Source organism: Parafannyhessea umbonata (assembly GCF_900111255.1).
Lineage (GTDB): Bacteria > Actinomycetota > Coriobacteriia > Coriobacteriales > Atopobiaceae > Olsenella_J > Olsenella_J umbonata_A.
Genome location: NZ_FOGP01000007.1, coordinates 72,492 through 97,872 on the forward strand (window position 1 = coordinate 72,492; position 25,381 = coordinate 97,872).

Genomic DNA, 25,381 nt, shown 5'->3' on the forward strand with positions numbered 1-25,381 from the left:
TCGGTACAGTCACCGCACGAAGAACATAAAGCACAAGGTAATCAAGTAAATCTTGGCCCAGAAAGGCGTGGTAGGGGAGCCGGCATAGGAGGAGCCTATGTCAACGGATGCAATTTGGATGCGAAAGGGGCGCACGGCGGCCGTTTTTGCGGGGGAGGGTGCCGTGGGGACGGGGAATGTCTGTACTTCTCGCGAGAGCCGCCCCAAGGCGTCAATTACGTGTCATTATTTGCAGGTAGACTCAATGATCAGCAAACACCCGTTGCGTTGGCATCAGTGGAGGAATGCATGCAGACTTCTAGGCCCAAGCAGTTTGTCGCCGTATTCGACTTCGGCGCTCAGTATGGTCAGCTCATCGCCCGCCGCGTGCGCGACCTGAACGTCTATTCCGAGATCGTCCCCTGCGACATCTCGGCGGACGAGCTTGCCGCCATGGCTCCCTCGGCAATCATTCTCTCCGGCGGCCCCGCATCCGTCTACGCCGACGACGCGCCCGACATGGACAAGAGGGTCTTCGACCTCGGCCTGCCGATCCTCGGCTTCTGCTACGGCCAGCAGATCATGGCGGTCAAGCTGGGCGGCAAGGTCGGTCACACCAAGAAGGGCGAGTACGGCCCCGCGCAGCTCACTCGCAGGGGCGAGAGCCGCATCCTCGACGGCACGCCCGAGACCCAGACCATCTGGATGAGCCACCGCGACGCTGTCAGCGAGGTTCCCGAGGGCTTCTCGGTCACCTCGGTCACCGAGACCTGCCCTGTCGCCTCCATGGAGGACGCGAGCCGCAACTTCTATGCGACGCAGTTCCACCCCGAGGTGCGCCACTCCGTCCACGGCAACGAGATGCTGAAGAACTTCCTGTTCAACGTCTGCGGCCTGGACAAGACCTGGACCATGGACAACATCATCGACGACAAGGTCGCCCAGATCCGCGAGCAGGTTGGTGACAAGAAGGTCATCCTAGCCCTCTCTGGCGGTGTCGACTCCTCCGTCGTCGCGGCTCTCGTGCACCGCGCCATTGGTGACCAGCTGACCTGCGTCTTCGTCAACCACGGCATGCTCCGCAAGGGTGAGCCCGAGATGGTCGAGGAGGTCTTCCGCAAGCAGTTCAACGTGCCCCTGGTCCACGTCCACGCCGAGGAGCGCTACGCCAAGCTGCTTGCTGGCGTCACCGAGCCCGAGAAGAAGCGTCGCCTGATTGGCACCGAGTTCTGGAAGGTCTTCTTCGACGAGGCCCAGAAGATCGGTGACGTCGAGATGCTCGCGCAGGGCACCATCTACCCAGACATCATCGAGTCCGGCGCCCGCAAGACGGGCGGCAAGGCCTCGACCATCAAGAGCCACCACAACCTGATTCCGTTCCCCGACGGTGTCCACTTCGACCTCATCGAGCCGCTCGACCACTTCTTCAAGGACGAGGTCCGCGAGCTCGGCGTCAGCCTGGGCCTGCCCGCCAAGATGGTCTACCGCCAGCCGTTCCCCGGCCCCGGCCTGGCCATCCGCATCATCGGCGACGTTACACCCGAAAAGCTCGAGATCCTGAAGAACGCCGACGCCATCGTGCGCGAGGAGCTCGATGCCTACAACGAGCGTCTCTTCGAGGAGACGGGCGACCGCAACTCCGAGCACAGCTGCTGGCAGTACTTCGCCGTCCTGCCTGATATAAAGTCCGTCGGTGTCATGGGAGATGAGCGCACCTACCAGCGTCCGGTGATCGTCCGCGCGGTCGAGTCGTCCGATGCCATGACCGCCGACTGGGCGAAGCTTCCCTACGAGGTCATCGGCAAGATCTCCAGCCGCATCGTCGATGAGGTCGCCGGCGTCAACCGCGTCGTCTACGACGTGACCCCCAAGCCGCCCGCGACCATCGAGTGGGAATAGGACCGCTACAAAATTGTGCGATTCTCTAGGCACCTCGGACGTGGTTCCGGGGCGCCTTTTCGTGGCCTTGCGAGGACTCGTGTGCCTGCAAGCCTAACGCGTGATGCGTCGTCAGCAGGTGAGGGAGAATGCAGAGAAACACCGCTCTATCTGTGCATTGTTGCCTATGGCTACCTATCGCAACAAATGATCAAACAGTTTTGTGCGAACAGGGCGAACGCGGCAGAACACAGCAGTTATAGGCGGACGTCGGCACGTTTGGCATGGGGCCGCGCGAGTAGAAGCCGTCCCTGATGACGCTAAAACGACGTCACGGTTTTCTGGTGATACCACAACGTTAATTGATGAAGGTAAAAGGCCATTTGACTGGCATTCTCCTGTAGAGTTGCCTGTCGAATTCATGTCTGCTGCCTCTGAGATGATTCGATGAACAGGTTACGCTGCAATCTGTGCGAGAATGGAATTCGGAGGTAGAAGGTATGGGTACGAGATACAGGGCCATAGAGCTTTTCGCTGGCGGTGGAGGGCTGCTTCTTGGGACTTCGCTTGCGGGGTTCTCGCACGAGAGGGCGGTTGAATGGAACCACCAGGCATGTGATACTCTGCGCACAAATATTGCGCTAGGTAACCCCCTCCTGAGGGGTACAGAGGTTATCGAGGGCGATGTCCGTGACGTCTCGTGGGGATCAGAGTTTGATGGCATCGATCTTCTTGCGGGAGGGCCCCCGTGCCAACCGTTCTCTCTTGGTGGCCTTGCGCGTGCCGCACTTGACCGCAGGGACATGTTCCCTGCCTTTACGAACGTCCTCGCCGAGCTTGCGCCACGTGCGTTCATCTGCGAGAACGTGCGCGGCTTGACCCGTGCCTCTTTCGCGGATTATTACTCATACATCCTTATGCGCCTGCAGCACCCGGAGGTAGCCGCCCGTGAGGACGAGACGTGGCGCGAGCACTATGATAGGCTCTGCCGGGAACATACCGACGGCATCGCTGCCGACCTCCGCTACGAGGTGATTCCAACCGTGGTCGACGCCGCCGACTACGGCGTACCACAGCACAGGTCGCGCGTCATCATCGTCGGGTTCCGCGCCGACGTACGAGCTAACTGGGCCTTCCCCAAGCCAACTCATTCCAAGGCGTCGCTAATTGCGTCCAAGGAGACCGGTGCCTATTGGAGGCGGCATGGCATCAAGCCGTCCGAGGGCATGTCCGCGCTGGTCCTCCCCATGGATACGTACGACCTTCAGCCGTGGCGCACCGTGCGAGACGCAATATCTGACATGCCAAATCCGCTCGTCGGTGGAACCGAGGGCTGGCTCCAGCATGAGCGACGTGCCGCCGCGAGAAGCTATCCCGGGCATACAGGCTCCGTTCTTGACGAGCCCTCCAAAGCGCTCAAGGCCGGGGTGCATGGGGTTCCTGGCGGAGAAAACATGTTCGTTGCGGATGACGGATCCATGCGCCACTACACGACGCGCGAGGCTGCTCGTATTCAGGGGTTCCCCGACCTCTACAGCTTCGAGGGATCCTGGACGGAGACCATGAGGCAAATTGGCAACGCCGTTCCCGTCGAGCTCGCCCGAAAGGTGGCAGCTTCTGTCGCGCAGAGCCTAGCTGATGCGGACGCAAGCGGTGTGCAGGTGCCACAGTTGCGCCTTGTGGGTGATGTCGCATGAGCTGGCAGCCTACAGTGTTCAATCCGCTATCGTTTGAGTCCCTGTCAAACTCCATCGCGCGTGAGCTGTCTCAGGTGCCTACATGTCCGCTCGATGGTCTCCCACGCTTCGAGGGGCCGGGCATCTATGCGCTCTACTATACGGGGGATTTCCCTGCTTACGCGCCGATGGCGCTCGCGAACCGAGAGCGTTCCGGAAGCTGGCCAATCTACGTGGGAAAGGCAGAGGCTTCGACCCGGAAAGGCGAAATGGTTTCAGCTCCCGACGACTACTCGGGCGATGCGCTGTTCAAGCGCCTGGGGAACCACGCCAAAAGCATCGACCTCGCCGAGAATCTTCGCCTGAGTGATTTCCACATACGGGCTCTCGTGCTTGCGTATGTGTGGGTACCCATGGCCGAGGCGTCAGCCATATCGATGTATCGGCCACTATGGAATACGCTCATCGACGGGTTCGGCAATCATGACCCGGGTAGCGGGCGTTACAACCAGATGCGATCGCGTTGGGATACGCTCCACCCGGGACGAGCATGGGCAAACAAACTGCAGACCAACGCATTCACTGCCAAACAAATTGGTCTTGAGGCATTGTCTTGGCTGAGAGAGCAAGAGCTTGCACACTGAACGGGCTTGCGTTTGCATGTTAGCACCACCACTACCCAGCTGGACGAACCCTTGAAGGCTCTGGCCGTAAGGGGTTCCGAGCAGATTTCTAGCGTTCTCGTCGAGGGGTACAGCAAGGTGGAAGATTCGAGAATTGGCGCAGGGCTTTGGGCCTTCTCGTGGGACGCGCTTGACGCTCCCGGCGACTGTGTTCAAGGGTCTGTCGAGTATTCTGGCGGACATGTACTACTCGATATTCCTTTTGGTGAGTTGCTGGGAACCCCGGGAGTTGTGGTCATAGGTGGCCCTCCGCAGCCTCCCAATTATGTTGACCATGTCTTTGGGTTTACCCGCACGGGGTTCTATGCGGTTTTAATTAATGCACGATATGCAGGCGGGACGGCTAGCATTCCTGGCGGTTCTAGCCAATCTGTTGATGCAGACAGCCTCCTGCTCAGTAGGGTTCGGTTCGACCCTTTGGAGTACGTGCGCAAGATGGAATTGGGCCTAAAGGGTTTGAACGAGTGGGCTGGGCTTTTTCCTGCATCGGTGTCATTTGACAAAGAGACCCATATGCTAAGAAGTGTCCAAGTCGATCTTGAACGAGACAAAGACAATCGCGTCTTGATGGACGACGCGTGGATGAAGATAGAGCTCTTTCACACGCTATCAAGCAGTTCGATTAGTGTTGAAGGGATATCGATACGGCATGACTGCAAGCTCAGCATAGTGTTCAAAGAGCCCGTCCCGCTTGATGGTGCAATTGCAACAGCAAGTCTGCTCGAGCGTTTCTTCTCTTTTTGCACCGAACAGCTTGCCGAGGTTGTTGACCTGCACGTATGGTTTGCGGAGCATGAGGAACGTGTCGATTGTTACTATCCATTCCCACAGGCACGGCAAGAAGACAAGAAGCTGGATTCTCGTGAGGTGCCCTTGAGATATGCGGTTTTCGAGAGTGGTATCCCGGAGATTCTGGAGCGCTGGATTAACGCAGAGGGTGGTCTGAAGACTGCACGTGACATAGTTTCCTCTTTTGATGCCGGGAAATGGGACCTTCCCCTAAGCAACGCATTCGTTGTTGCCTCACAGGCGCTCGAGGGTCTGACCAAATACGGCATCGACCTGCATTCCCTTGATCCACAGGTTTATAAACGCTACAGGAAAATTGCCTTGGATTCGATTGCTGAACAAGAAGTCCGTGAGTGGGTAACGATGCGTCTGAACGGGAACAGCAAGGGGCAATCGACGCTTTTCGACGAGCTTTACGAGAGGCATTCCGAAGTCTTCGAGTGGCTCATCCCGGGCGGTGCAGGCGAGTTCTTCAAGGTTCAGAAGGATATACGCAATAGCAGCATCCATCCTGGAGGGACTCGCAGAGAGAGCTCATCGCCTCGCAATGACGTTGACATCTACTGGCACATGAGGTGCTGCACGCTCATTTGCAAGCTTGTGGTCGCAAAGCTGATGGGTTTCGAATTCGACAAAGTGATCGAATCGCTGAAGCATAACAACAAGTGGGCCGTCGTCATTCGTCATGCAAGGGACATGTATTCCTCGAAGCCTAGGAATGAGTAGGGTTTATCTTCGTGGTGCGGTCGTGACATTAGTGCCTTTCATGGCATATCAGCACTGTTGCATGACAGCTGCCAAGCAGAGCCTGATGCCCATTGCAGTCTAAGGCGGCGTTCTGAAGGTCAATTGGCAAAGGAACTGCTCATTAGAGCGAGATGTATTCTTGTACTTCAGGACCTGTAGAAGGAGTTGAAACAGACGGTTTACCAGCGCAAATACAGTAAGGTGACGTCATGACGTCACCCGACTTCGAGTGAGGCGACGTCACGGGTGTGGAAAAAGCGCCTGTGACGTCGCTTTGATGTCCGCAGAGGGGATAGTCAAAGCTACGGTGGACAACACTAATACAAGAGCGCGTCTCGAACCACCGCGAGCCACCACAGCCACGCTTTCCTGATTGAGTGGGAATAGCTCAGCACATTAGATAGACGACCCGTACACGGGGCGCAGGCTCGAGTGTGCCGAGCGTGAGGATGCTAGGCGCACTGTGCTCACGAAGAAGCGGCTGAATGGGCAGGAAGAGCTTACCCATTCAGCCAATGGCCGACCGGGCAAGCTGCGTCTAGTCGCTGATGGGCACTGTGCCGTCGTTGGGTTCGATTATCTCGAAGCACTCGGGAGGATACAGGTAGTCCTCATCGGTCTCATCGACGATGCGGTACCAGTCCTTTTCGATGGATATTACCTCGTAGTTCTTGCCATCGATGAGCCCGACAGGCGAAGACTCGCCGTGATACTTAACAATCATTAGTCCAGCCACCTCTTCACCTTGAATTCGACTCGTCCAGCTCCTCTTTCCTCAAACCAGTGTACCTCTGCCGTTCTAAAACGTCCTCCAGCCTCAATTGTTCCTAGGCCCTTGACATGCTTCCAATCCCTCGGCCTGCCTCCATAGCGCTCGGAGAGCCCGGCGGCAACCTTTGGTCTCAGCTTGTTACGCGTGCCCTTTCCGGCGAATACCTCGACATGGGATATGGTGGTTCCCTCCACGAAGCGGTATGTTTTACCGGTCCTAGGATCCTTGATGTCGTAGTTCATTGCGGCGGCACCAAGGCTCCTGCCAATGTGCCAGTCCGCCTCTGGGATAGTGTCGGGCTCTCCTGTGTCTATGGGCAGGCGGCCTGATCCCCAGGTATTACCGAAGTCGAGGCCTCTTCCCACGCCGCCGCCCATCAGACCACCTTCTTCGAGTGAGTCTGGGAGAGATTCGTTGGATAGGGGACGACGTTGACTCCCGCGTTGAGAGCGGTGGCGAAGATGTCTTCGGGTGCATCGCCATAAACGGCGATATTCTTTGGCCTGAGCCTCTTCGTTACCTCGTCAACGTACGTCTTGAAGACCGCTCGGTCCTCTGGAGTGCCAATCGCCCCGTGAGTGCCCATGCCGATGGTCGCCTCCGTGGGCAGTCCGTCGAGGGCGTATCTCAGGCTTCGTGAATCACTTGGGCGGACGTTGGGGATGCACTTGCCACCGTTTCGCTCGTAGAGCGCGCCGATGAGCCTGCTGCAAAAGCAGTTCCAGAACTGCAGGCCGAAGGGCATCAGACGATACATCGAGAAGTCCCAAGAGAAGATGCCAGGGTGCTCCAGCATGCGCTCCATGTAGCGGTACGCGTTCCTCCACATCGAGCGCAACTTGACGTCGAACTCGTAGGGCACGACCCAGGCACCCGGGTCATCCCTCCTCTTTGACTTGGCGTCCGAGAAGCGGACGAGCCTTTCAGGCAGCTCATCTGTGCCGTGGATGACGGGCATCTCGAAGTCACCGTCATAGTTGATGCCATGATAGTAGAGCGAGTGGAATATGTCGTACTTCGCGAGGTTGCCAGGCATGGCAGGCCCCCTTCCCGCCGCGCGAGCGGCGATGGCCACTTGCAGCCGAATTCTGCTGAGTGGCTGGGGTCGCCAGAAAGTGGAGCGCTTCCGACTATCGCGGCCTTATACTCCTAGGTAGCCTTTGGGTCCTGGCGACCCAGCCGCGGCCGTTCCTGCGCCAACAGGAACGGCCGCTTTACTTATGTCCGTCCAAGGAGACCACCTCCCTTCCAAACTACGTTGTCGAGCAGCCACTGCTCGTGTGGACGCCATGGCCCGCCCTCACGCTGGCGAGCGTGGGCTTGGTCGATTGCGAATGAAGCGCAGGGACGGCTGACCCCGAATAGGTCTGCAACACGCGTGATGGTTGCGTTGTTCCCCATCGTGATGACAAGGGGGTGCGGAACTAGGAGATAACCTCCAAAATAGTCCGCCTTTTCTTCGTATCCGCCTCCGTTCCCTGGGTGTTCGAGCACGATGTGACCGATTTCGTGACCGCCAGAGAACCCTGCCCGATAGTAGTAGGAACCTCGGTCGTCGAAGACTATCTGTGCGAGTGCATAGTCGGGGCTGCTGAGGGAGAACCCATCCTCAGATGCCGAGATAGCAAGCTCGCGAATGCGGGGCGTCAGGCTCGAGTGGGGGATAAGCTCGATATCGAGAGCGTCCGCAATGCGGTTTATGCTCATCGGGTAGATGGCGAGTCCAAAGTCCTGGAGCACATCAATCAGTATAGTTTCGATCTCTGTCTTTCACTCTCGTGTCAGCACATTGGTATACCCCTATCGTTTCGCCAAAGCTGCTATCAGCTCAGCCCGCTGCTCCACTGTGAGAAAGCTCGCATTGCGGGCAATGAGCCTAACGGCTCCGTCAACCTCGTCGTTTGTGACGGTGCCCAATAGCTCCTGTGGGGAGACATCGAGGGCCTTTGCGATCTTTGCAACGGTGATGGCGCGTGGCTCCCTTGCTCCGGTAACATATCTGCTCACCGCTGCTTCCGTCAGTCCGGTCGCTGCCGCTAGGTCTCGCTGCGTCATCCGACTCCTCTCCAGCAGGTTTGCAAGCCTCCTTCCAAACTCGATGCTCGTGGCCTCTCCCTTCAATAGACAATAATACGCCAAGAACTTGCCATAGCGATAATTCTAGCGTGTGTCTAACGAACTTGCAAACCATTTGAGGGAAATAGAATGACCCCAGTCCGTGAGTACCAAATGAGTACCAAAACAGACGTAACGAGGGGGACGCTAGCGAACGGCGTGGGCGCCATGGCATGACGTGATACGAAGGCGCACCTCATCAATTCACTTTCCAATTGAGTGGGAATGACACTCGGCGGCTATAAGAGCCTATTACCCCAGTTAAACACAGTAAACCCCTCTGCCCATCAACGTTGAGCAGAGGGGTTTCTTAAGCCCGTATAAGCTCTTACAAGATTGTTCTATAGGTTCCTGTCGAAGAACGACTGCAGCTTTCCGAAGGGGATGGCGTCGAAGTTGTCGTAGAGGTCGACGTGGCTGGCGCCGTCGATGATCATGAGCTCCTTGTTGTCACCGCGCAGCAGCTCGAACGCCCCCTCGCTGAAGTAGCGCGAGTGCGCATTCTCGCCATGGACGAGCAAAACCGGGGTGTCGATCTCTCCCGCCATCGCCAGGATGGGCTGGTTCATGAACGAGACGGTTCCGGTCACGTTCCAGCCATCGGTCGAGTTGCCCGAGCGCTCGTGATAGCCACGCGCAGTCTTGTAGTAGGTGTGATAGTCCTTCACGAACTGAGGCGAGTCCTCGGGCAGGGGGTCGACCACGCCACCTGCGCGCTCGTAGTTTCCCGACGCGTATTCCGCCGTGCGCTGTGCGGCCCAGGCGGCGCGTTGCTCATCGCGAGCCTCCTTGCTGTCAGCGCTGCCGAAGTAGCCCTCGCGGGTGACGCGGGTCATGTCGTACATGGTCATGGCGGCAGTCGCCTTGATGCGCGGGTCGAGTGCTGCGGCGTTGATTGCCATGCCGCCCCAGCCGCAGATGCCGATGATGCCGATGCGCTCGAGATCGACGTCGCCGCGGCAGCTCAGGTAGTCCACCGCCGCGCAGAAATCCTCGGTGTTGATGTCGGGGGATGCCATGCGGCGCGGCTCGCCGCCGCTCTCACCGGTGAACGATGGGTCGAAGGCTATCGTCAGAAAGCCCCGTGCCGCCATCTCCTGAGCGTACAGCCCGCTCGATTGCTCCTTAACCGCACCGAAGGGTCCGCTGACAGCGATTGCGGGTAGCTTGCCCTCTGCACCTTTCGGCTTGTAGAGGTCCGCTGCCAGCGTGATGCCGTAGCGGTTCGCGAACGTCACCTTGCAATGGTCGACACGTTCGTCTTGCGGGAAAACCTTGTCCCATTTCTGTACGAGCTCGAGTTCTTCTGTCTTCATCATTGCCGCGCCTTTTCTCTATATGGTCGTTATCGTTATACCCACGTCGCTGTTTGCGAGCAGGTCGGTCATCTCATCTACTGTCTTGTTGGTGATGTGGCCGAGCCTGGTATAGGACCATGAATTCGGTCCATAAAAGATGGAGATCTGGTCGCCCGCATAGAGCACGATGTCGCCGGACTCGGTCGTTATCTGCACATCGCTTGAGGTGAGGCTCGTGCCGAGCGGCCCCACCTGCTCGAAGCCACCGTACCTGTGCAGCTCGACTGTGACCGGGCCGTCAGCGGCGAGCGCCTTGAGTTCCGCCACGGCCTGGTTGTCCTCCCACGCGACGGTCACGTCCGTTCCGGCGATATTCAGCTTCATCTCGATGGTCTCCTCATCGTTGTCTTCTTGCATGTCGCTTGCAGCATCGGATTGCCGCGCTGACATCGCGGTGGCGGGCTCCTGCGGAGCGGATTGAGACCCGGAAGAGCCCGCAAGCGAGCTTCCGGCGCCCGCGCATCCCGCGAGTAGCAGGGTCAACCCGATGGCGGCTGCAATCGCTGTGTTTCTCATGAAAGCGCCCCCTAATCTATCCGACCCGCTCGGAAAGCGAGCGCCCGAGATCCTCGATCCTCGCGGCCATCTCGCCCGACAGCGCCTCGCCAGTGGTCGCCTCGAAGACGCCGAGGTCCTGAACGCCGTAGTAGCCCTGCATGAACCCGTGGTAGATCCGCTCGGCGGCCTCGTAGACGCCCTTCGCCCCCGAGCAGAGCAGAAGCGCCATCGCCTTGCAGCCCTTCGGCTTGTCGCCCGCATAGGTGCGGTGAATCAGGCAGTGCATCTGCCCGGAGAACGAGCCGTAGTAAATGGGGCTCGCGACGACGATGACATCCGCGGCGTCCCACAGCGGGTACACTCCGTCCATGTCGTCGCGCTGCACGCAAACGCCGCCTCCGCGTGTGTGGCAGTACTCGCACCCGAGGCAGCCGCGTATGTCCATGTGGGCGATGTCGAGCACGTCCACCTCGTTGCCGGCCCGCCGCGCCCCGCGGGCGAAGGCCGCGGCCATGGCAGCGGTGCCTCCGTTTTTGCGGGCGGATCCGTTCAGCACTAGAACCCTCATCGCCCTCACGCCCTCTCGATGATGAGGTCGTAGCTTCCCGAGAGCCCGTGCAGCACGTCCAGCGGACCGGTCACGTTTCCCATGTTCACCTGATCGCCATAGCGCGAAGAGTTTTCCTCGTCGTCGAAGAGAATCGCGAACCATCCGCCGCCGGGGTTGTAGTTCACATCGCCGTTGTTCCAGCCACGCCCCACCTGTGACTCCTCGTAGGGAAGCTCGAAGGGCATCCTCCCGCAGAAGTCGATGCCGGTTCCGCTCACGCGGATGCTGGCGGGCAGCTTCTGTGCGAAGGCTAGTGCGGTTTCGGTGTCGTTGAGCTCGGCGGGGACGGACACATCCCCGAATCGCAGGTTGACCCTGATTGCCATGAGACCTCCTTTGTTTCTTGCCTGCCTCCATTGTGTGAGGTCCACCGTGATATTACAATTACTTTGATTTAATATCATGTTATGCGTATTTCCTATATTTAGGAGGACCGATGGAGCTGAGGACCCTGCGCTATTACCTAGCTGTGTGCGAGATGGGCAGCATGTCCCGCGCAGCAGAACGCCTGCACGTGACTCAACCCACGCTCTCGCGGCAGATATCCGATTTGGAGCGCGAGCTGGGCTGTGTGCTACTCGTACGCCATAGCCGCAGCGTTGAGCCCACGGAGGAAGGGCTCCACCTCATGTCGCGCGCCGCAGACATCGTCTCGCTCGCGGACCTGACAGAGGGCGAGTACCGCGAGAGGGGAAAGGTGGTCGCCGGCGACATCCGCATCTCCTGTGGGGAGTCGAGCGGGATCGCGCCCATCGCCTCGGCCGCGCGCGCGTTCCGAATGCGCTACCCCCAGGTGCGTTTCTGCCTGCATAGCGGCAACGCCGACTACGTCATCGAACGCCTCGAACGCGGACTGGACGATTTCGCGGTTCTTTTCAGCTACCCTGGGATAGACCGCTACGAGCACTTGAGGTTGCCGCACACCGATGCATGGGGGGTCTACCTCCCGGCAGACGACCCGCTGGCCGCCAAAGATGTCGTTTCCCCTGAAGACCTCGAGGGTCTGCCCCTCATCGCCTCCGAACAAGCCCTGGAGACCGACGAGCTCACGGCGTGGTTCGGCGGTTCACTCGCACGGGCGGGGATTGCAGTTACCTACACACTCGGTTACAACGCAAGCGTCTTCGTGCGGGAGGGTGCGGGCTACATGCTCGGGCTCGATGCGCTTATCCCAACCGGATCAAGCACCGGATTGGTATTCAGACCGCTGTGGCCCCCCATCGTTGCGCACATCGACTTCGCCTGGAGAAGGGGCCAGAAGCTCTCCAACGCCGCCAGCATGTTCCTGGATGATTTCAGGGCGACTCTATGAGAGCGTCCGATGAGGTATTGTCCGAAGATTTGAAATGGTAGCCAGCTGGCTACCATTTCGTGTATTTTGGAGACGTTTCCGCAGGTTAAGCGGCATGAAAATTAACTCCCATCCTTTACTCCCCATATTCATGCGAATACGGTCCCAAAAGGGCGATTTCGGGGGTGGCAGCCACTTCGCCGTTTCTCGGGACTGGCTACCACCAGTTTCCGCAGGTCAGAGCGTTTACTCCCCATACCGGAAGCATTTACTCCCCATCACTGGCTACCACCCGGAACCGCGAAATCGGGGGATTTCTTCGGACGTGGCAGCACGGGCTGATACGATATGGACGAGAGATCACGAGTCGGAAAAGTGGGAACTATTGAGTGGGAGTGATTTTCGGCACGAAACACTCTTCCACACTCTACCCCAAAACACATTAAAACAGCAGGTCAGAAGTGGTGAGTCCGAGAAATCGGCGCACCACTCTGCACTGAAAGAAAGCACTCCTTTCGGGATTATTCGTACCGGAATTCGTACCACTCCAGCGCCACCATTGACGACGTTGGGCGCACGGTGAAGATAGGTTTGCGTGATATGATCCATTAGGCCATTTCGCGAAGCCTTTCATGTATTCATTCGCGAATGAAGCTATTGGATTCGTGCATTGCCATACGGCAGAGGTAAACTGTCGGATCAATGTGTATGAGTGGAGTATCAGCGTGGAGTTTGAGACGCTTGTGAAAACAGGCGGGGGCGCTTGTCGGCGAGGGTTCAACCCGAGACAGACGCTACAAGAGGAGCTGACCGTTGAACAGGAAGTCCTTTAGCGCCGACGGCGGAGAAGTTGTCTATTGGGTCGACGTTTCGGCGGGGCCGGGCAGGCCCTGGATTGTCTTTTTGCCTGGGCTCACTGCCGACCACGCGCTTTTTGATGCGCAGATGGCGCATTTCGCCGGCAAGGCAAACTGCCTGGTGTGGGACGCTCCGGCGCACGGTGCCTCCCGCCCGTATCCGCTCAGTTTTACGATGGACGACTTGGCGCGCGTCCTTCATGGCATACAGGAATTCGAGGGCATCGGGCGGCCCGTCCTCGTGGGCCAGTCTCTTGGCGGCTACATCTCCCAGGCGTTCATCGATCTGTATCCCGGTAAAGCCGCGGGCTTCGTCTCAATCGACTCCGCGCCGCTCAAGAGGAAGTACTATCCGACATGGGAGGTCAAGTTCCTGCGCCACACCAAAGGCATGTACCAGGCTATTCCCTGGGCTCTGCTCAAGCGCTGGGGTGCGTGGGGCGTCGCCACGACCGAACGGGGCCGTGCCAAGATGCTCTCGTTCATGGACGGTTACACCAAGGAAGAATACGTGGACCTCGCTGCACACGGCTATCGCGCTCTTGCGGATGCCATCGAAGCCGAGCGCGATTACGATATTGAATGCCCGACGCTTCTGCTCTGCGGGGACAAGGACCGTGCAGGAGATGTACGCCCGTTCAACCGGAAGTGGGCCGCCGGGGAGGGTCTCTCGCTCGTATGGGTGCCTGGAGCCGGTCATAACTCCAATGTCGATGCCCCTGTCTTCGTGAACGCACAGATTGAGAGCTTCATAGCGGGCTTGGGGCTGTAGACGGGGATCTTCATCACGACCCACGGACGTGTTTATGCGTACGCAGGCTCGTCCTGCCTCATTCGAATCATGACGAAGCGCGACTTCAACGAGCCATTCTCGAAAAATCATCCGAACGCCAGCAATGCAAATAAAGGATTTCTGCACGATTCGTACCAGATTCGTACCGGCAAGCCCGCCAAGACGAGTGAAATCGCTGTCATTAAGCTCATAAACTGCAGGTATACGATCGAGATTTAAATGGGCGTTTCTAATGCGTCTGCCGAGTGGGAGTAAAAGGCCAGGGGGACCACTCTTACACCCTTTACCCCAAAGCACAACTAAACCGCAGCTCAGAAGTGGTGTGTTCGAGAAATCGGCGCATCACTTCTCATTACCAGAAAACGCTCCTTTTGGGATTATTTGCAGCGGAATTAGTAGCGCCCCAGGGTCGCTCAGAGTGAACCGCGTCCCAAAACTTGGGTGTGATTAATAAGAGCCTAGGCGGCCATGGACTGGCTCCGGAACTCTTCCGGGGTTAGTCCCTTCAGCTTAACCCGCCTCCTCGAGCCTTCCGCAGTACCCATCGTGCTGGTACTGCCAGCCCATGTCGAACTGTATGACTGGGTGCGCCCCTCCGGGGTCTTCGGGATCGGCATGTCGAGCATCTCCTCCCGCTGCGTCATGTTCTGGCGCTGGGAAATGGACCATGCCACGATCTACTTGCTGCCGAAGTCGCAGGTGGGTGCGAAGTACGTGCTCGCAGACGCGTACACGCCGTCGAGCTTGTTGTCGGAGAGCTCCATGATGCCGTACTTGCGGTACTTCATCATGTAGCTGTCCAGCGCCTCGAGCTCGTCCGGGGAGAACACGCGCGACGCCACGTGCTTGTCGAACTTGATTACGGCCGACTTCTCGACCACCATGAAGTTGATGTCCTTGCCGGCCGAGGCCTTGGCGTAGCCGAACTCGGTATCGCCGCTCTTGAGCTCGATCGCCGTGTAGAAGCGCACCTGCGGGACCTCGATCACGCGGGCGAAGCGCTCAAGCACGCGGTTGCTCATGGTAGGGTTCGCGTAGGAGTAGTCGTCCAGCACGCCCTTGAGCGTAGGCGTGATGAAGAGGTAACGGCTCCCCAGCGTCACCTGGTTCTCGTCCATGGCCGATGTCACCGTGCGAAGTGCCTGCAGGATGTCGGTCGCCTCCGCGTCGGAGAGGTCCTCCGGGGTCACGGTCACGCCCGTGTGGCCGGCAATCTGCGCGAAGGTGAAGGCATCGGCCTCCGGGGCCACCTGCGTGCGCTGGAGCTCGGCGCCGGCCTCCACGAAGCAGTCGTTCACGCCGGCCTCCTCGACATCCATGACGTCCGCGAACAGGCGGATGCCTCGGTCGTAGTTGAAGGTCTTGGTCTCGAACTCGTAGGTGATCGAGCCGGTCTTGTAACCCACGTTGCGGGTGTAGTTGCCAAGACCTGTCACGGAGATCTTAGGGATGAGGATCTCCTTGGCGTTATGCCCGGCCCTGACCATGCGGCGACCGGAGTTGAGAACACCCGAGACGCCCGCCCGCTGGTAGACCTCGTCGATGACCGATACGTAGTTCTTTGCGAATACGATGCTGTTGGCCCTGAGTCGTGCGCCTGCGTGGCGTGTGCGCACCGTCGGCGGCAGAGGCACCGTCCCGCCGGTCATCGGCCACGGCGCACGCCCGCGATCAGCCGCGTGACCACCACCAGCGGTGCCACAGGCAAGTCATGCAGGGCAGCTGCATGGCAGAAGGGCGGCCTTGCGGCCGCCCTAGCTGTCCACCTTGTGGTGTCCGTCTACTTCACCAGCGTGAAGCCCACCTTGCCGTCCGCGCCCACGCAGTACACCCTCGCCTGCATGGCCGCGTTCATTTCTGCCAGGCTCTCCCAGGCGCCGAAGGCCCACAGCAGGTCCTCCAGCATGGTCTGGTCCGTCGGGACCATCTCCGGGTCCACGCCGTCCAGCATCTGGCTCAGCGTCATCGGCTCGTGGTCCTCCAGGTGGTACGTGGTGTCCAGGTGGTGGCTGCTGTGGCGGTGGTCATTGCGATACCTCCAATCGGGAGATCTGTTCCGGACCTATATAGTACACCTGTTCCCATAGTTTAGGAATATGAAAACCATATTCATAGAGTTTACATATTCCTTAACCATGGGCTATACTGTCCATGGATCGGATTAGAGAGAGGGTGGGCCATGGTCATAGCGGAGGCAATCAGGAGGATGTGCGACGAGAGCGGCAAGGGCCCCATACAGGTGAGCCAGGAGCTGGGCAAGTCCAGGGCCTACGTCTCTGCCGCCATCAGCAGGGGCAACATCCCCCGTGTGGACACCCTCACCCAGATCGCCCAGGCATGCGGCTACAGGCTCGTCCTGGAGAGCGACACCGACAGGATCGTCATAGACCCCACGGAGGAGTAGCCCCTCTACGCGCTGGCTACGCTGCCGCCGATCATGGCCGCCACCACGCCGAGGACGCAGCTGCCGGCCACATAGGCGAGCCCAGCGACCGTCCTGCCTTCGCCCATCATCCCCGCCGCCTCAAGGCTGAGCGTGGAGAAGGTGGTGAAGCCCCCGCAGAGCCCCACCCTCAGCAGCAGGGACAGGTGGTCGTCCGTGACCATGCCGCGCGTGACGAGCGCTGCCAACGTCCCGAGCACGAAGGAGCCGAGCACGTTTATCCCCATGGTGGTGAGCGGGAAGTCCCCCTGGGGAAAGGCCTGCCCGCACAGGTAGCGGAGCACAGACCCCGCGAAGCCTCCGATGCCGACGAAGATGCAGTCAGTGAGCATGTCCATGCCTCCTGTGGTCGTGTGCGGGATGCTTTCAAGAGAGAGACGGCTCCCGCACGGTTCGTGTGCAGAAGCCATCAGCGAGAGTCGCGGTTTTGGAAGATTCCAAGGGAGAGCCTCATTCCCCTGGCAAGAGTATATCAGCCCACCGAGCCCGACACGTCCGTCCCCACCTCGGCCGCCATGCGCCTGGCCGTGGCCTCGTCCTCCCCGTACCACTTGTGCCTATACTCCCAGCGAGCCATGGTAACGCCGACCTCCTTCATGTCCTGCTCCTTCTCGGCCGCCGTGTCGGTGATGATGCTGTCGTCGAACGAGACGGTGAGGACGCCCTCGTCCGATATGCCCGCGCCAAAGGACCGAGAGACGCTGAGAAGGGCATGCGCTATCCCCGTGAGCGCCCCTCCAGGCTGTTCTCATGCCTCCTGATGTTCCGCATGAGCGCAGAGTTATCGCTGGACACTTCCGTCGCCGTCTTCACGTACCCACGCGCGTCGTCCAGGTCGAAGTAGTCGATGCCGAAGCCGCAGAGGTCCCCGAGCATCTGGAGAGAGACGCGGAACGCCTCCTTCTGGGCAGATGTGCGCAGCGCCGGCGCGAACTCCTGGATCGTGTCCTCGGTGCTCATGACCTTTCTGAACACGGTGCAGTCCTGCTTCCCGAAGGGGATGGTGACTGACTTGTTCCCCTCGCTTGATCGGTCGAAGAGAACGTCTGAGAGGAAGATACGCATCTTGGAGAGGTCGATCTCGGAGATGAGAGCGTCGAAGGTGAGGTCCACCGCTTGGACCGCGTCCACCGCGTCAGTGAACACCGACTGCCCGTAAGGGCTCATATCCACGCGGGTGTTGGTGACGGCAGGCTTGACTATGCCGAAGGTGGGGAAGGGACAGCCCGTGTCATAGACCGGATTCGCGCCCATCGGCGCGAGCGCGTTTCCCTCCATGGTAAGAAGTTCATCAGCCAGTTCAGTTAAGGGTGAAGGCGGGGAAACTCCGCCCAGAAACCCATGCTGTCCCTCGGTCGTCGCGGCCTTTAATGCCGTCCAGAAAGGGCATCTAATAATGATGGGCAAGACGTAAGCGTCTGCCTGACGCGACATGCGGAACGGCTGCGAGTTTCATGTCGTACCAGGCTTCGCCTTGGCGTGCTTGGGCGGATGATCACATGGACAGAAGCATCTGGTGGATTCGAGCGTCGTCATCCAGCTCTGGATGGAATGACGTGCCCAGCTGATTCTTGTACCTTACCGCGACGACCTCGCCATCAACCTCTGCCAGCGTCTCGACTCCATCCCCAACCTGGGTGATGAAGGGGGCGCGGATGAAGGTCATGGGTATCGTTCCAAGTCCGGCAAACTCGGCCTCCGTGTGAAAGCTTCCCAGCTGGCGGCCATAGGCGTTGCGGCGCACCGTGACGGGAAGGGTCTTCAGCCACGTGGAGTTGTGCTGCTCGTCGACCGTGGACCCATCGCCATTTATCTGGTCAATCGACTGTGCCAGCAGAATGAGGCCCGCACAGGTGCCAAGCACTGGCATGCCGCTTTCAATGAGCTGGCGAATGCGATCGAGCATGCCGAGGTCGCGGAGTATGCGTCCCTGCGACGTGCTCTCGCCTCCTGGAAGAATCAGGCGATCGATGCCATCGTCCAGGTCCGATGCCTGACGCAGCTCCTTAAAGTCCGCGCCCAGGCGCCTGACGACTGCCTCGTGTTCCGCAAAGGCTCCCTGGACGGCCAGGATTCCCACCTTGGACCTGGCCATCACTTCCCACGCTCCTCCATGATGAGCTCGATCTCGTCGGCGTTGATGCCGACCATGGCCTCGCCCAGGTCTTCGGAGAGCTTGGCGATGAGCTCTGCGTCACGATAGTTTGCAACGGCCTTCACTATGGCCTCGGCGCGCTTCTTCGGGTTGCCGCTCTTGAAGATGCCGCTGCCCACAAATACGCCTTCGGCGCCAAGTTGCATCATGAGGGCGGCGTCGGCGGGCGTGGCAATGCCGCCTGCCGCAAAGTTGACCACCGGGAGCCTCTTGCTGTCGTGCACCTCGCGTACCAGCTGCAGGGGAACCTGCAGGCGCTTTGCCTCGTCGAACAGCTCGTCGTCGCGCAGCGACGCCACGTGGGCGATCTCGCGGTTGATGAGGCGCATGTGTCGGACTGCCTGGACGACGTCGCCGGTGCCTGGCTCGCCCTTTGTGCGAATCATGGTCGCGCCCTCGGCGATGCGCCGGAGTGCCTCGCCCAAGTCTCGGGCACCGCAGACGAAAGGCACGCCAAAGGCGGTCTTGTCAATGTGGTAGGTGTCGTCCGCCGGGGTCAGGACCTCGGACTCGTCGATGTAGTCAATCTGGATTGCCTGAAGGATCTGCGCCTCCACGAAGTGGCCGATGCGCACCTTGGCCATGATCGGAATGCTGACGGCCTGCTGAATCCCCTTGATCATCTTGGGGTCGCTCATGCGGGAGACGCCCCCGGCGGCGCGGATGTCGGCGGGGATGCGCTCCAGCGCCATGACGGCGCACGCGCCGGCCGCCTCTGCTATTCGTGCCTGATCGGGTGTGGTGACGTCCATGATGACGCCACCCTTGAGCATCTGGGCCAACTGCCTGTTGAGTTCGTTTCTATTCTGGGCCATCGAGCAAAACCTCCCTTGTGCTGGGTGCGTAATGGGAGTGATAATCGCACGAGGCTGACTATATAGAAATATCCAAAAGCGAAGAATTTGGTATACCCAGATGCAAGAATCGCCCATGAAAGAACCAAACGGCTGCCTATACGTCCAGCTGTACGAGCGCATCAAGCGCGATATCGTCAGCGGGAGCTTTCCCTATGGAAGCAGACTCCCCTCGAAGAGGACGATGGCCGAGGAAGCGAACCTGAGCGTCATCACCGTAAAGCATGCCTATGAGCTGCTGTGCGACGAGGGCTATCTTGAGGCGAGGGAACGCAGCGGATACTACGTGGCGTTCCGCCAGGAGGACGGGTTCGCGGCCTACGCAGAGGAGGGGTCGCTTGGGAGGGACCGCTTGGGAGGGGAGTCGCCCGCGACCGGAAAGGGGGTGGCCTTCTCGGCGCCTCCCTTTCCGTTTTCGGTCCTTGCGAAGACGATGCGTCGCGTGATGACAGAGTACGGGGAGGGGATTCTGGAAAGGTCTCCGAACAAGGGGCGCATCGAGCTTCGCTCGGAGATCCAAAGGTACCTTGCCCGCAACCGCGGAATCTGCGTCGACATCGAGCAGATTGTCATCGGATCCGGCGTGGAGCACCTGTACGGGCTCATTGTCGAGCTGTTTGGAAGGGGTAGCGTGTTTGCCCTGGAATATCCGTCGTACGAGAAGATCGAAGACACGTATAGGATAGCCGGAGCGCGCGTGGAGCTGCTGCCCATGGGGGCGGATGGCATCGCGAGCGAGGCCCTGGCCAAGACGTCGGCGGACGTCTTGCACGTTTCCCCCTACCGAAGCTTTCCCTCGGGCATCACCGCGTCGGCCTCGAAGAAGCACGAGTACCTCAGGTGGGCGGGCCAGGGGAGGCGCTTCGTCGTCGAGGATGACTTCGAATCCGAGTTCTCCCTGTTCAGAAAGACCAAGGAGACCATCTTTGCACTTTCGGGCGACGACAACGTGGTCTACCTGAACACGTTCTCCCAGACGATATCCCCGTCGCTCAGGGTGGGCTACATGGTGCTGCCTCGGAAGTTGGTCCAGAGGTACGACTCCAGGCTCGGCTTCTATTCGTGCACCGTTCCGACCTTCGAGCAGCTGCTGCTGGCAGAGCTGATCGGCCGCGGGGACTTCGAGAGGCACGTCAACAGGGTGAGGCGAGGCAAGAGGCGAGAGGCGCAATAGGGTCCTTGGCCCCAAGCGCCGGCCTCACTTGCCGTCGTTGTGGTACTTGCTTAGGCCCTCGTTGAGGGTGCGCTCCTCTTGCCTCATCCTGTGGCTTGCCGCGGCCGTCGCGATCGCGAGCGTGACGAGGAACGTCGTGGTGAACAGCGCCCAGCTGCCAGGGCTCTCGACGGGGAACCAGCCCACCAGCACGGCGACGGCCGAGAGGACGGCGTACAGGCAGACCCCGAAGGCTGCGATTCGCAGTGGGTAGGGCATGCGCTTGATGACGAGCGGCGTGAAGAACACGAGCTGCAGTGTGGTTGCGACGAGCGCGATTGCCAGGAACGACCAGCAGACCCAGAGGTCCAGGTGAGCGCCCCAGCTGGCGTACAGCGTGGTGAAGAACAGATAGAAGATCATCGCGACGGAGAATTCCGCGCATACCATGAGCAGGAAGGTTCGCGCACCCTCCGCCGGGGTCTTCCTCTCGGTGTCGATAATGTCCTTGCGTGTCATGTCTGCCTCTTTTCTGCTCCGCTACATCAGTCCGAGCTTGCGCTTGACGGCGGGCGCGTACTGCCTCGATATGACGACTCGTTCTCCGTTGGTCATGGTCGCGATGATTCGTCCGTTCACGTCCGGCTTGAGCGATGCGATCTTCTGGAAGTTCACCACGCAGCCCTTTGCCACGCGCATGAAGTCGCATTCCCTCAGCCGGTCCTCCATCTCGTAAAGGCGAAGCGGGGTCTCGTACACCGCCTCCTTGGTGTAGAAGAACGTGTGCTTGTCTACCGACTCCACGTAGAGCACGTCCTCCGCGCTCACTATGTGCGTGCTGCCATTTGAGCCGCCCGTTACCTTTCGGTCGAACATGCGCAGCCTTGCGACGATGTCGAGGACCTGCTGGTCCGTCTTGCCGCAGGCGATCGTGACGTCGACGCCCATCATGCCCGGCTGCTCGTCGATCGTAATCTTCATCTTGCTCCTCTCGACAAGGCACATCCTACACGCCGGCTTGGTCGCTCCCGGCGGCATCTGACCAAGATGCACCGGGAGCGACCAAGTTGCGCGGTCTAAGGTTGAGTTGCGAGCCGGCCGACTGCCTCTGGCGGGCGCATGCTCGCGACGTCGTTGGAGGTTCGGGTTGGAAGGACGACAGCAGGACTGCGCCATCGAGAAGCCCGTGGCGAGCAGGCCGACGGCACCGGCCGAACTTGTGGAAGGGGCCGTGGCTGACGAGCGCTGCGTCGCCCTCGGCCCCATCCATCGCTCCAACGTCGGTGCGGCGCGACGTGCGCGCGTTGGCCCCTGTAATGAAGACGGGCGGCCTGGCTGCATGCGAGGGCGGCAGAGATGGCAACCGCTGGCCCTTTTTGGCATGTTGTTTCCTGGGCGGCAGAATTAGCCTTAAGAAGATTATTTTGTCCTTACAATTTGTCAACGCGGGGGGTGGGACCCCTGGACAGGGAGGAACAATGAGTTTGCGCAAGAGGGTTATGACGATTCTGGCAAGCGTGCTCGCGCTGGTGCTGTGCATTGGAGCAAGCGCATGCGCTGGTAGCGGCTCTACGAGCGGCGAGACGAGTGATAAGCCCGCGCTTGAGGGCAAGTCTCTGAAGGTGTACTGCGGAGCTGGGATGAAGGACCCCTTTACTGACATCAGTGCGGCATTCGAAGAGCAGACCGGCTGCAAGGTAGAGGTCACGTACGCAAATGCCGCTCAGATCCAGACCCAGATCAAGACGACCGAAGAGGGCGACTTCTTCATTGCGGGCTCCAAGGAGGAGCTCCAGCCGGTCGAGGGCTATGTCGACTCGAGCACCGATCTGGTGAAGCACGTTCCCGTTCTGGTGGTCCCCAATGACAATCCTGCCCAGGTCTCTTCCATCGATGACCTGGCAAAGTGTGACCGCGTCCTCGTGGGCGACCCCGAGTCGACGCCCATCGGCAAGATCGCCAATAAGGTCCTGACCAACGCCGGCCTTTGGGACTCCATGATGGCGGACGGGAAGATTACCACCACGACCACGGCTCCCCAGATTGCCACGGCGCTTGCCAACGGCGAGGGGCAGGCGGGCATCGTGTGGAAGGAGAATGCCGGCGACGGCGTCACCGTCATCGAGACGCCTCAGATGCAGAAGGCCGTAAAGGTCATTCCTGCCGCGCAACTGACCTGCTGCTCCGACAAGGACACCGCAAAGGCCTTCAACGACTTCCTCCAGTCTGACGCCGCCCGGGAGATTTGGACAAAATATGGCTACGAGGTCGTGGGAGCAAGCGAATAACCACGTGAGGACTCAGGGGACATTCGCAAACCTGTGCATTGCCCTGGCCGCGCTGGTGCTGCTCTTTGTGGGCGGCGCCATCGCGGCCGTCGTGGTGGCGGGGGCTCCTCGCCTTGTAGAGGCGGGCACTTCTCCCGAGGTGCTGTTCAGCCTTGGTATGAGCCTCGTGACCTCGACGATCTCGACGACCATCTGCCTGCTCCTGTCCCTGCCCACGGCATACGCGCTGACGCGAACCCACATGCCCCTCAACCGCCTGGTCGAGGTGGTTATCGAGCTCACGCTATCGCTGCCTTACATATTGCTGGGGTTTGCGCTGCTGGTCGTCTTTTCGAGCCCGATGGGAAAGGCGCTGCGCGACGCTGGCTTTGCCGTGGTCTTTCAGCCGGCTGGCATCGTAATGGCCCAGCTCATCGTGAACCTGCCATTTGCCGTGAGGATGATGCGAACCGCGCTTGACGGTCTCGACAGACGCCTTGAGCTTGTTGCAGCGACCTTGGGCGCCTCGCCCTTTCGCGTCTTTCGGACCATCATCTTGCCGCTTTGCCGCAACTCGATCGTATCGGCCTTCGTGCTGACGTGGGCAAGGGGAATGGGGGAGTTCGGCGCGACCCTCATGTTGGTGGGGGTCACCAGGATGAAGACCGAGACGCTGCCGGGGAGCATCTACCTCAACATATCCACGGGCAACAATGATATGGCGATGGCGACGGCCATGGTCATGCTGCTGCTCTCGGCGGCGACGCTAATCCTCGCCAACTTGCTGAACCGGCCGAGGGCGCATGCCGTGGACGGAGGGAGGGCCTGCCGTGGGCGCTAGACTTGACATACAGGACCTTGCGGTCAGGCTCGGACCCTTCGAGCTGCGCGACGTTACCCTGAGCGTGGGAGAGCGAGAGGTGTTTGCCCTCCTGGGACGTACGGGAAGCGGAAAGTCCGTGCTCCTTGAGACCGTCGCCGGCGCCTACGATCCCGACGAGGGGCGCGTGCTGATCGATGGCGTCGACGTGACCAAGGTGCCGGTTCGCCAGCGCGACGTGGGCGTCGTCTACCAGGACTGCGCCCTCTTTCCCCACCTGAGCGTGGTCGGCAACGTCGCCTACGGTCTGGAATGCCATGGGGTCAAGAGGGCCGAAGCGCACGGCCGGGCCCTCGCGGAGCTTGATCGCTTTGGGGTCGCGCATCTTGGGGACCGCAGTCCCCTCGGGGTCAGTGGCGGCGAGGCCCAGAGGGTTGCCCTTGCCCGAGCCATGGTGTTGCGCCCGCGCTTGCTCCTGATGGACGAGCCCTTCTCGGCGCTCGACCCCACCACAAGGGAGGACATGTACGAGGTCGTCCGTACGGTCAACCAGGAATATGACTGCACCATCGTGTTCGTGACGCATGATTTTTACGAGGCCCAGCTGCTGGCCGACCGCATAGCGATCATTCTTGACGGGAGGCTGCGTGCCGTGGTGCCGTCAGGCCAGCTCTTTACCAAAGGCTGCGACGAGGACGTGGCCGCGTTTCTTGGGAGGAATCGAAATGGTTCGCGTGACCGACGCACAGCTTGACGCCTTCATTGCCGAGGACGTGCCCTACATCGATCTGACCACCGAGGTCATGGGGATAGGTTCCGTCTTTGCCTCCATGGAGTTCTACACAAGGGAGAAGTGCCTGCTCTGCGGGTCCGAGGAATCTGCCAGGATCGCGGAACGACTGGGCTGCGAGGTCGAGTCCTTCTTGCCCAGCGGCGCGAGCCTCGATGCGGGTGATTCGTTCCTGAGGGTCTCCGGCCCCGCCTCGGCGCTTCACATGGCTTGGAAGGTCTGCCTCAACATGGTGGACAGCACCTCGGCCGTCGCCACCAAGACGGCGACCATGGTCAAAGCGGTCCACGGCGCAAATCCCGACTGCGAGGTCCTCGCGACGCGCAAGCTGATGCCGGGGACGAAGTCGCTCATGACGAAGGCGGTAATGGTGGGCGGGGCATATCCGCATCGGCTGGGGCTATCCGAGACCGTCCTGGTGTTCGACCACCACATCGACCTCATGGGCGGAATGGATGCCTTTCTTGCCGAGCTCCCCCAGATCAAGCGCCGCTGCATAGAGAAGAAGGTCTTCGTCGAGGCAGGTCCGCATGACGCCGTGAGGCTCGCGAAGGCGGGCGTTGACGGGCTCCAGTTCGACAAGGTTCCGGCCGGCGAGCTGACTGACCTGGTCGCTGAGCTTAGAAGCATAGACCCGCGCCTGACGCTTATCGCTGCTGGAGGAATCAACCCATCGAATGCGGCGTCCTATGCCGTGACGGGTGTCGACGGCGTCGCCACGACCTGTCTGTACAGCGCCAAGCCGCTGGACATGAGCGTTCGCATGTGGTCGGTTGACTGACCTCATGCTACGGGCCGAACGCCTCGCTCGTGAGTGAGGCGTGGAGGTTGATACAATAACTTCGCCTGGTTA

Annotated in this window: 29 protein-coding genes and 1 riboswitch; of the genes, 12 read left to right on the forward strand and 17 right to left on the reverse strand. The window is 60.0% G+C overall.

Annotated elements, in window-relative coordinates:
- Window positions 1-288 precede the first annotated feature (288 nt).
- The 4 genes from guaA (at window position 289) to BMY31_RS08360 (ending at window position 5,731) form a co-directional block, all read left to right on the forward strand.
- Window positions 289-1,878, forward strand: coding sequence for a glutamine-hydrolyzing GMP synthase (gene guaA / locus BMY31_RS08345; protein WP_091009777.1), 1,590 nt, complete (start codon window positions 289-291; stop codon window positions 1,876-1,878).
- Window positions 1,879-2,357: 479 nt separating this feature from the next.
- A complete protein-coding gene (locus BMY31_RS08350; protein WP_091009780.1) occupies window positions 2,358-3,554 on the forward strand; it encodes a DNA cytosine methyltransferase in 1,197 nt (398 codons plus the stop codon).
- Window positions 3,551-4,177, forward strand: coding sequence for an Eco29kI family restriction endonuclease (locus BMY31_RS08355; RefSeq protein WP_091009782.1), 627 nt, complete (start codon window positions 3,551-3,553; stop codon window positions 4,175-4,177). The genes BMY31_RS08350 and BMY31_RS08355 overlap by 4 nt, the downstream gene beginning before the upstream one ends.
- A 51-nt stretch (window positions 4,178-4,228) precedes the next feature.
- On the forward strand, window positions 4,229-5,731 hold the full coding sequence (locus BMY31_RS08360) for an ApeA N-terminal domain 1-containing protein (RefSeq protein WP_143802955.1): 1,503 nt from the start codon (window positions 4,229-4,231) through the stop codon (window positions 5,729-5,731).
- Window positions 5,732-6,290: 559 nt separating this feature from the next.
- Here BMY31_RS08360 and BMY31_RS08365 read toward each other — a convergent pair.
- The 8 genes from BMY31_RS08365 to BMY31_RS08405 all read right to left on the reverse strand — a co-directional run bounded on the left by BMY31_RS08365 (window position 6,291) and on the right by BMY31_RS08405 (window position 11,431).
- The gene (locus tag BMY31_RS08365) at window positions 6,291-6,476 is read right to left on the reverse strand and encodes a hypothetical protein (RefSeq protein ID WP_091009788.1); all 186 of its coding nucleotides are present in this window, start codon (window positions 6,474-6,476) and stop codon (window positions 6,291-6,293) included.
- Window positions 6,476-6,901 (reverse strand): hypothetical protein, encoded by a 426-nt coding sequence (locus BMY31_RS08370; RefSeq protein WP_091009791.1) that lies wholly within the window; start codon window positions 6,899-6,901, stop codon window positions 6,476-6,478. The genes BMY31_RS08365 and BMY31_RS08370 overlap by 1 nt, the downstream gene beginning before the upstream one ends.
- Entirely contained in the window at window positions 6,901-7,560 is a 660-nt protein-coding gene (locus BMY31_RS08375) for a DUF4417 domain-containing protein (protein ID WP_091009794.1), read from the reverse strand. Before BMY31_RS08375 ends, BMY31_RS08370 begins: the two co-directional genes overlap by 1 nt.
- A 764-nt stretch (window positions 7,561-8,324) precedes the next feature.
- Complete coding sequence (locus BMY31_RS08385) at window positions 8,325-8,645, reverse strand: helix-turn-helix domain-containing protein (protein WP_219334865.1); 321 nt, start codon at window positions 8,643-8,645, stop codon at window positions 8,325-8,327.
- A gap of 335 nt (window positions 8,646-8,980) precedes the next feature.
- The gene (locus BMY31_RS08390) at window positions 8,981-9,958 is read right to left on the reverse strand and encodes an alpha/beta hydrolase (protein WP_234970823.1); all 978 of its coding nucleotides are present in this window, start codon (window positions 9,956-9,958) and stop codon (window positions 8,981-8,983) included.
- A 15-nt stretch (window positions 9,959-9,973) separates the two neighbouring features.
- A complete protein-coding gene (locus tag BMY31_RS08395) occupies window positions 9,974-10,513 on the reverse strand; it encodes a cyclophilin-like fold protein (RefSeq protein WP_091009802.1) in 540 nt (179 codons plus the stop codon).
- 16 nt (window positions 10,514-10,529) lie between these two features.
- The gene (locus BMY31_RS08400; protein WP_091009806.1) at window positions 10,530-11,063 is read right to left on the reverse strand and encodes a flavodoxin family protein; all 534 of its coding nucleotides are present in this window, start codon (window positions 11,061-11,063) and stop codon (window positions 10,530-10,532) included.
- Between the two features lie 5 nt (window positions 11,064-11,068).
- Window positions 11,069-11,431 carry a cyclophilin-like fold protein gene (locus BMY31_RS08405; protein ID WP_180371392.1) on the reverse strand — a complete coding sequence of 121 codons (363 nt, stop codon included), beginning with the start codon at window positions 11,429-11,431 and terminating at the stop codon, window positions 11,069-11,071.
- A gap of 110 nt (window positions 11,432-11,541) precedes the next feature.
- On the opposite strand from BMY31_RS08405, the gene BMY31_RS08410 reads away from it, so the two are divergent.
- Entirely contained in the window at window positions 11,542-12,417 is an 876-nt protein-coding gene (locus tag BMY31_RS08410) for a LysR family transcriptional regulator (RefSeq protein ID WP_091009813.1), read from the forward strand.
- Window positions 12,418-13,209: 792 nt separating this feature from the next.
- Entirely contained in the window at window positions 13,210-14,025 is an 816-nt protein-coding gene (locus tag BMY31_RS08415) for an alpha/beta fold hydrolase (RefSeq protein WP_091009816.1), read from the forward strand.
- Between the two features lie 698 nt (window positions 14,026-14,723).
- Here the strand turns inward: BMY31_RS08415 and BMY31_RS08425 are convergent.
- Both BMY31_RS08425 and BMY31_RS08430 read right to left on the reverse strand, forming a co-directional pair.
- Window positions 14,724-15,695, reverse strand: a complete 972-nt coding sequence (locus BMY31_RS08425; protein ID WP_257612403.1) for a hypothetical protein — start codon at window positions 15,693-15,695, stop codon at window positions 14,724-14,726.
- A gap of 131 nt (window positions 15,696-15,826) precedes the next feature.
- On the reverse strand, window positions 15,827-16,012 hold the full coding sequence (locus BMY31_RS08430; protein ID WP_091009819.1) for a hypothetical protein: 186 nt from the start codon (window positions 16,010-16,012) through the stop codon (window positions 15,827-15,829).
- Between the two features lie 213 nt (window positions 16,013-16,225).
- Between BMY31_RS08430 and BMY31_RS08435 the strand changes: the two genes are divergently transcribed.
- A complete protein-coding gene (locus BMY31_RS08435) occupies window positions 16,226-16,450 on the forward strand; it encodes a helix-turn-helix domain-containing protein (RefSeq protein WP_091009823.1) in 225 nt (74 codons plus the stop codon).
- 5 nt (window positions 16,451-16,455) lie between these two features.
- Here the strand turns inward: BMY31_RS08435 and crcB are convergent, their stop codons facing one another.
- The 5 genes from crcB to pdxS all read right to left on the reverse strand — a co-directional run bounded on the left by crcB (window position 16,456) and on the right by pdxS (window position 19,459).
- Window positions 16,456-16,821: a fluoride efflux transporter CrcB gene (gene crcB, locus BMY31_RS08440; RefSeq protein ID WP_180371393.1), complete on the reverse strand. Its 366-nt coding sequence runs from the start codon at window positions 16,819-16,821 to the stop codon at window positions 16,456-16,458.
- A 61-nt stretch (window positions 16,822-16,882) separates the two neighbouring features.
- Window positions 16,883-16,956: riboswitch (Fluoride riboswitch) on the reverse strand.
- Window positions 16,957-16,961: 5 nt separating this feature from the next.
- Window positions 16,962-17,087 carry a hypothetical protein gene (locus BMY31_RS08960; RefSeq protein ID WP_257612404.1) on the reverse strand — a complete coding sequence of 42 codons (126 nt, stop codon included), beginning with the start codon at window positions 17,085-17,087 and terminating at the stop codon, window positions 16,962-16,964.
- A gap of 119 nt (window positions 17,088-17,206) precedes the next feature.
- The gene (locus BMY31_RS08445; RefSeq protein WP_257612405.1) at window positions 17,207-17,767 is read right to left on the reverse strand and encodes a hypothetical protein; all 561 of its coding nucleotides are present in this window, start codon (window positions 17,765-17,767) and stop codon (window positions 17,207-17,209) included.
- 217 nt (window positions 17,768-17,984) lie between these two features.
- Window positions 17,985-18,584 carry a pyridoxal 5'-phosphate synthase glutaminase subunit PdxT gene (gene pdxT / locus BMY31_RS08450; RefSeq protein ID WP_091009829.1) on the reverse strand — a complete coding sequence of 200 codons (600 nt, stop codon included), beginning with the start codon at window positions 18,582-18,584 and terminating at the stop codon, window positions 17,985-17,987.
- A complete protein-coding gene (gene pdxS, locus BMY31_RS08455; protein ID WP_091009833.1) occupies window positions 18,584-19,459 on the reverse strand; it encodes a pyridoxal 5'-phosphate synthase lyase subunit PdxS in 876 nt (291 codons plus the stop codon). The genes pdxT and pdxS overlap by 1 nt, the downstream gene beginning before the upstream one ends.
- Before the next feature lie 115 nt (window positions 19,460-19,574).
- On the opposite strand from pdxS, the gene pdxR reads away from it, so the two are divergent.
- On the forward strand, window positions 19,575-20,672 hold the full coding sequence (gene pdxR / locus BMY31_RS08460) for a MocR-like pyridoxine biosynthesis transcription factor PdxR (RefSeq protein WP_091009836.1): 1,098 nt from the start codon (window positions 19,575-19,577) through the stop codon (window positions 20,670-20,672).
- Window positions 20,673-20,696: 24 nt separating this feature from the next.
- On the opposite strand, the gene BMY31_RS08465 is transcribed toward pdxR, so the two are convergent.
- The gene (locus tag BMY31_RS08465; protein ID WP_091009839.1) at window positions 20,697-21,170 is read right to left on the reverse strand and encodes a DUF3021 family protein; all 474 of its coding nucleotides are present in this window, start codon (window positions 21,168-21,170) and stop codon (window positions 20,697-20,699) included.
- A 21-nt stretch (window positions 21,171-21,191) separates the two neighbouring features.
- Window positions 21,192-21,632: a LytTR family DNA-binding domain-containing protein gene (locus tag BMY31_RS08470; RefSeq protein WP_078687717.1), complete on the reverse strand. Its 441-nt coding sequence runs from the start codon at window positions 21,630-21,632 to the stop codon at window positions 21,192-21,194.
- 497 nt (window positions 21,633-22,129) lie between these two features.
- Here BMY31_RS08470 and modA point away from each other — a divergent pair, with 497 nt between their 5' ends.
- The 4 genes from modA to modD are packed head-to-tail and all read left to right on the forward strand — an operon-like array spanning window position 22,130 to window position 25,309.
- Window positions 22,130-22,939, forward strand: a complete 810-nt coding sequence (modA, locus tag BMY31_RS08475) for a molybdate ABC transporter substrate-binding protein (RefSeq protein ID WP_219334866.1) — start codon at window positions 22,130-22,132, stop codon at window positions 22,937-22,939.
- A 4-nt stretch (window positions 22,940-22,943) separates the two neighbouring features.
- Window positions 22,944-23,759, forward strand: coding sequence for an ABC transporter permease (locus BMY31_RS08480; RefSeq protein WP_257612406.1), 816 nt, complete (start codon window positions 22,944-22,946; stop codon window positions 23,757-23,759).
- Window positions 23,749-24,492 carry an ABC transporter ATP-binding protein gene (locus BMY31_RS08485; protein WP_078687714.1) on the forward strand — a complete coding sequence of 248 codons (744 nt, stop codon included), beginning with the start codon at window positions 23,749-23,751 and terminating at the stop codon, window positions 24,490-24,492. Before BMY31_RS08480 ends, BMY31_RS08485 begins: the two co-directional genes overlap by 11 nt.
- Window positions 24,464-25,309 (forward strand): ModD protein, encoded by an 846-nt coding sequence (gene modD, locus BMY31_RS08490; protein WP_078687713.1) that lies wholly within the window; start codon window positions 24,464-24,466, stop codon window positions 25,307-25,309. Before BMY31_RS08485 ends, modD begins: the two co-directional genes overlap by 29 nt.
- Window positions 25,310-25,381 lie beyond the last annotated feature (72 nt).

Excerpts from the sequence above, each read along its gene's own strand:
- BMY31_RS08435 (WP_091009823.1), top strand. The coding sequence starts at position 16,226 with ATGGTCATAGCGGAGGCAATCAGGAGGATGTGCGACGAGAGCGGCAAG.
- pdxR (WP_091009836.1), top strand. The coding sequence starts at position 19,575 with ATGAAAGAACCAAACGGCTGCCTATACGTCCAGCTGTACGAGCGCATC.
- BMY31_RS08430 (WP_091009819.1), bottom strand. The coding sequence starts at position 16,012 with ATGACGCTGAGCCAGATGCTGGACGGCGTGGACCCGGAGATGGTCCCG.
- BMY31_RS08465 (WP_091009839.1), bottom strand. The coding sequence starts at position 21,170 with ATGACACGCAAGGACATTATCGACACCGAGAGGAAGACCCCGGCGGAG.
- BMY31_RS08470 (WP_078687717.1), bottom strand. The coding sequence starts at position 21,632 with ATGAAGATTACGATCGACGAGCAGCCGGGCATGATGGGCGTCGACGTC.
- BMY31_RS08405 (WP_180371392.1), bottom strand. The coding sequence starts at position 11,431 with ATGGCAATCAGGGTCAACCTGCGATTCGGGGATGTGTCCGTCCCCGCC.
- BMY31_RS08365 (WP_091009788.1), bottom strand. The coding sequence starts at position 6,476 with ATGATTGTTAAGTATCACGGCGAGTCTTCGCCTGTCGGGCTCATCGAT.
- BMY31_RS08355 (WP_091009782.1), top strand. The coding sequence starts at position 3,551 with ATGAGCTGGCAGCCTACAGTGTTCAATCCGCTATCGTTTGAGTCCCTG.
- BMY31_RS08960 (WP_257612404.1), bottom strand. The coding sequence starts at position 17,087 with ATGAAGGAGGTCGGCGTTACCATGGCTCGCTGGGAGTATAGGCACAAG.
- pdxT (WP_091009829.1), bottom strand. The coding sequence starts at position 18,584 with ATGGCCAGGTCCAAGGTGGGAATCCTGGCCGTCCAGGGAGCCTTTGCG.
- BMY31_RS08425 (WP_257612403.1), bottom strand. The coding sequence starts at position 15,695 with ATGACCGGCGGGACGGTGCCTCTGCCGCCGACGGTGCGCACACGCCAC.
- BMY31_RS08370 (WP_091009791.1), bottom strand. The coding sequence starts at position 6,901 with ATGGGCGGCGGCGTGGGAAGAGGCCTCGACTTCGGTAATACCTGGGGA.
- guaA (WP_091009777.1), top strand. The coding sequence starts at position 289 with ATGCAGACTTCTAGGCCCAAGCAGTTTGTCGCCGTATTCGACTTCGGC.
- BMY31_RS08400 (WP_091009806.1), bottom strand. The coding sequence starts at position 11,063 with ATGAGGGTTCTAGTGCTGAACGGATCCGCCCGCAAAAACGGAGGCACC.
- BMY31_RS08445 (WP_257612405.1), bottom strand. The coding sequence starts at position 17,767 with ATGGAGGGAAACGCGCTCGCGCCGATGGGCGCGAATCCGGTCTATGAC.
- modA (WP_219334866.1), top strand. The coding sequence starts at position 22,130 with ATGAGTTTGCGCAAGAGGGTTATGACGATTCTGGCAAGCGTGCTCGCG.
- BMY31_RS08375 (WP_091009794.1), bottom strand. The coding sequence starts at position 7,560 with ATGCCTGGCAACCTCGCGAAGTACGACATATTCCACTCGCTCTACTAT.
- BMY31_RS08390 (WP_234970823.1), bottom strand. The coding sequence starts at position 9,958 with ATGATGAAGACAGAAGAACTCGAGCTCGTACAGAAATGGGACAAGGTT.
- crcB (WP_180371393.1), bottom strand. The coding sequence starts at position 16,821 with ATGCTCACTGACTGCATCTTCGTCGGCATCGGAGGCTTCGCGGGGTCT.
- BMY31_RS08350 (WP_091009780.1), top strand. The coding sequence starts at position 2,358 with ATGGGTACGAGATACAGGGCCATAGAGCTTTTCGCTGGCGGTGGAGGG.
- BMY31_RS08410 (WP_091009813.1), top strand. The coding sequence starts at position 11,542 with ATGGAGCTGAGGACCCTGCGCTATTACCTAGCTGTGTGCGAGATGGGC.
- pdxS (WP_091009833.1), bottom strand. The coding sequence starts at position 19,459 with ATGGCCCAGAATAGAAACGAACTCAACAGGCAGTTGGCCCAGATGCTC.
- BMY31_RS08395 (WP_091009802.1), bottom strand. The coding sequence starts at position 10,513 with ATGAGAAACACAGCGATTGCAGCCGCCATCGGGTTGACCCTGCTACTC.
- modD (WP_078687713.1), top strand. The coding sequence starts at position 24,464 with ATGGTTCGCGTGACCGACGCACAGCTTGACGCCTTCATTGCCGAGGAC.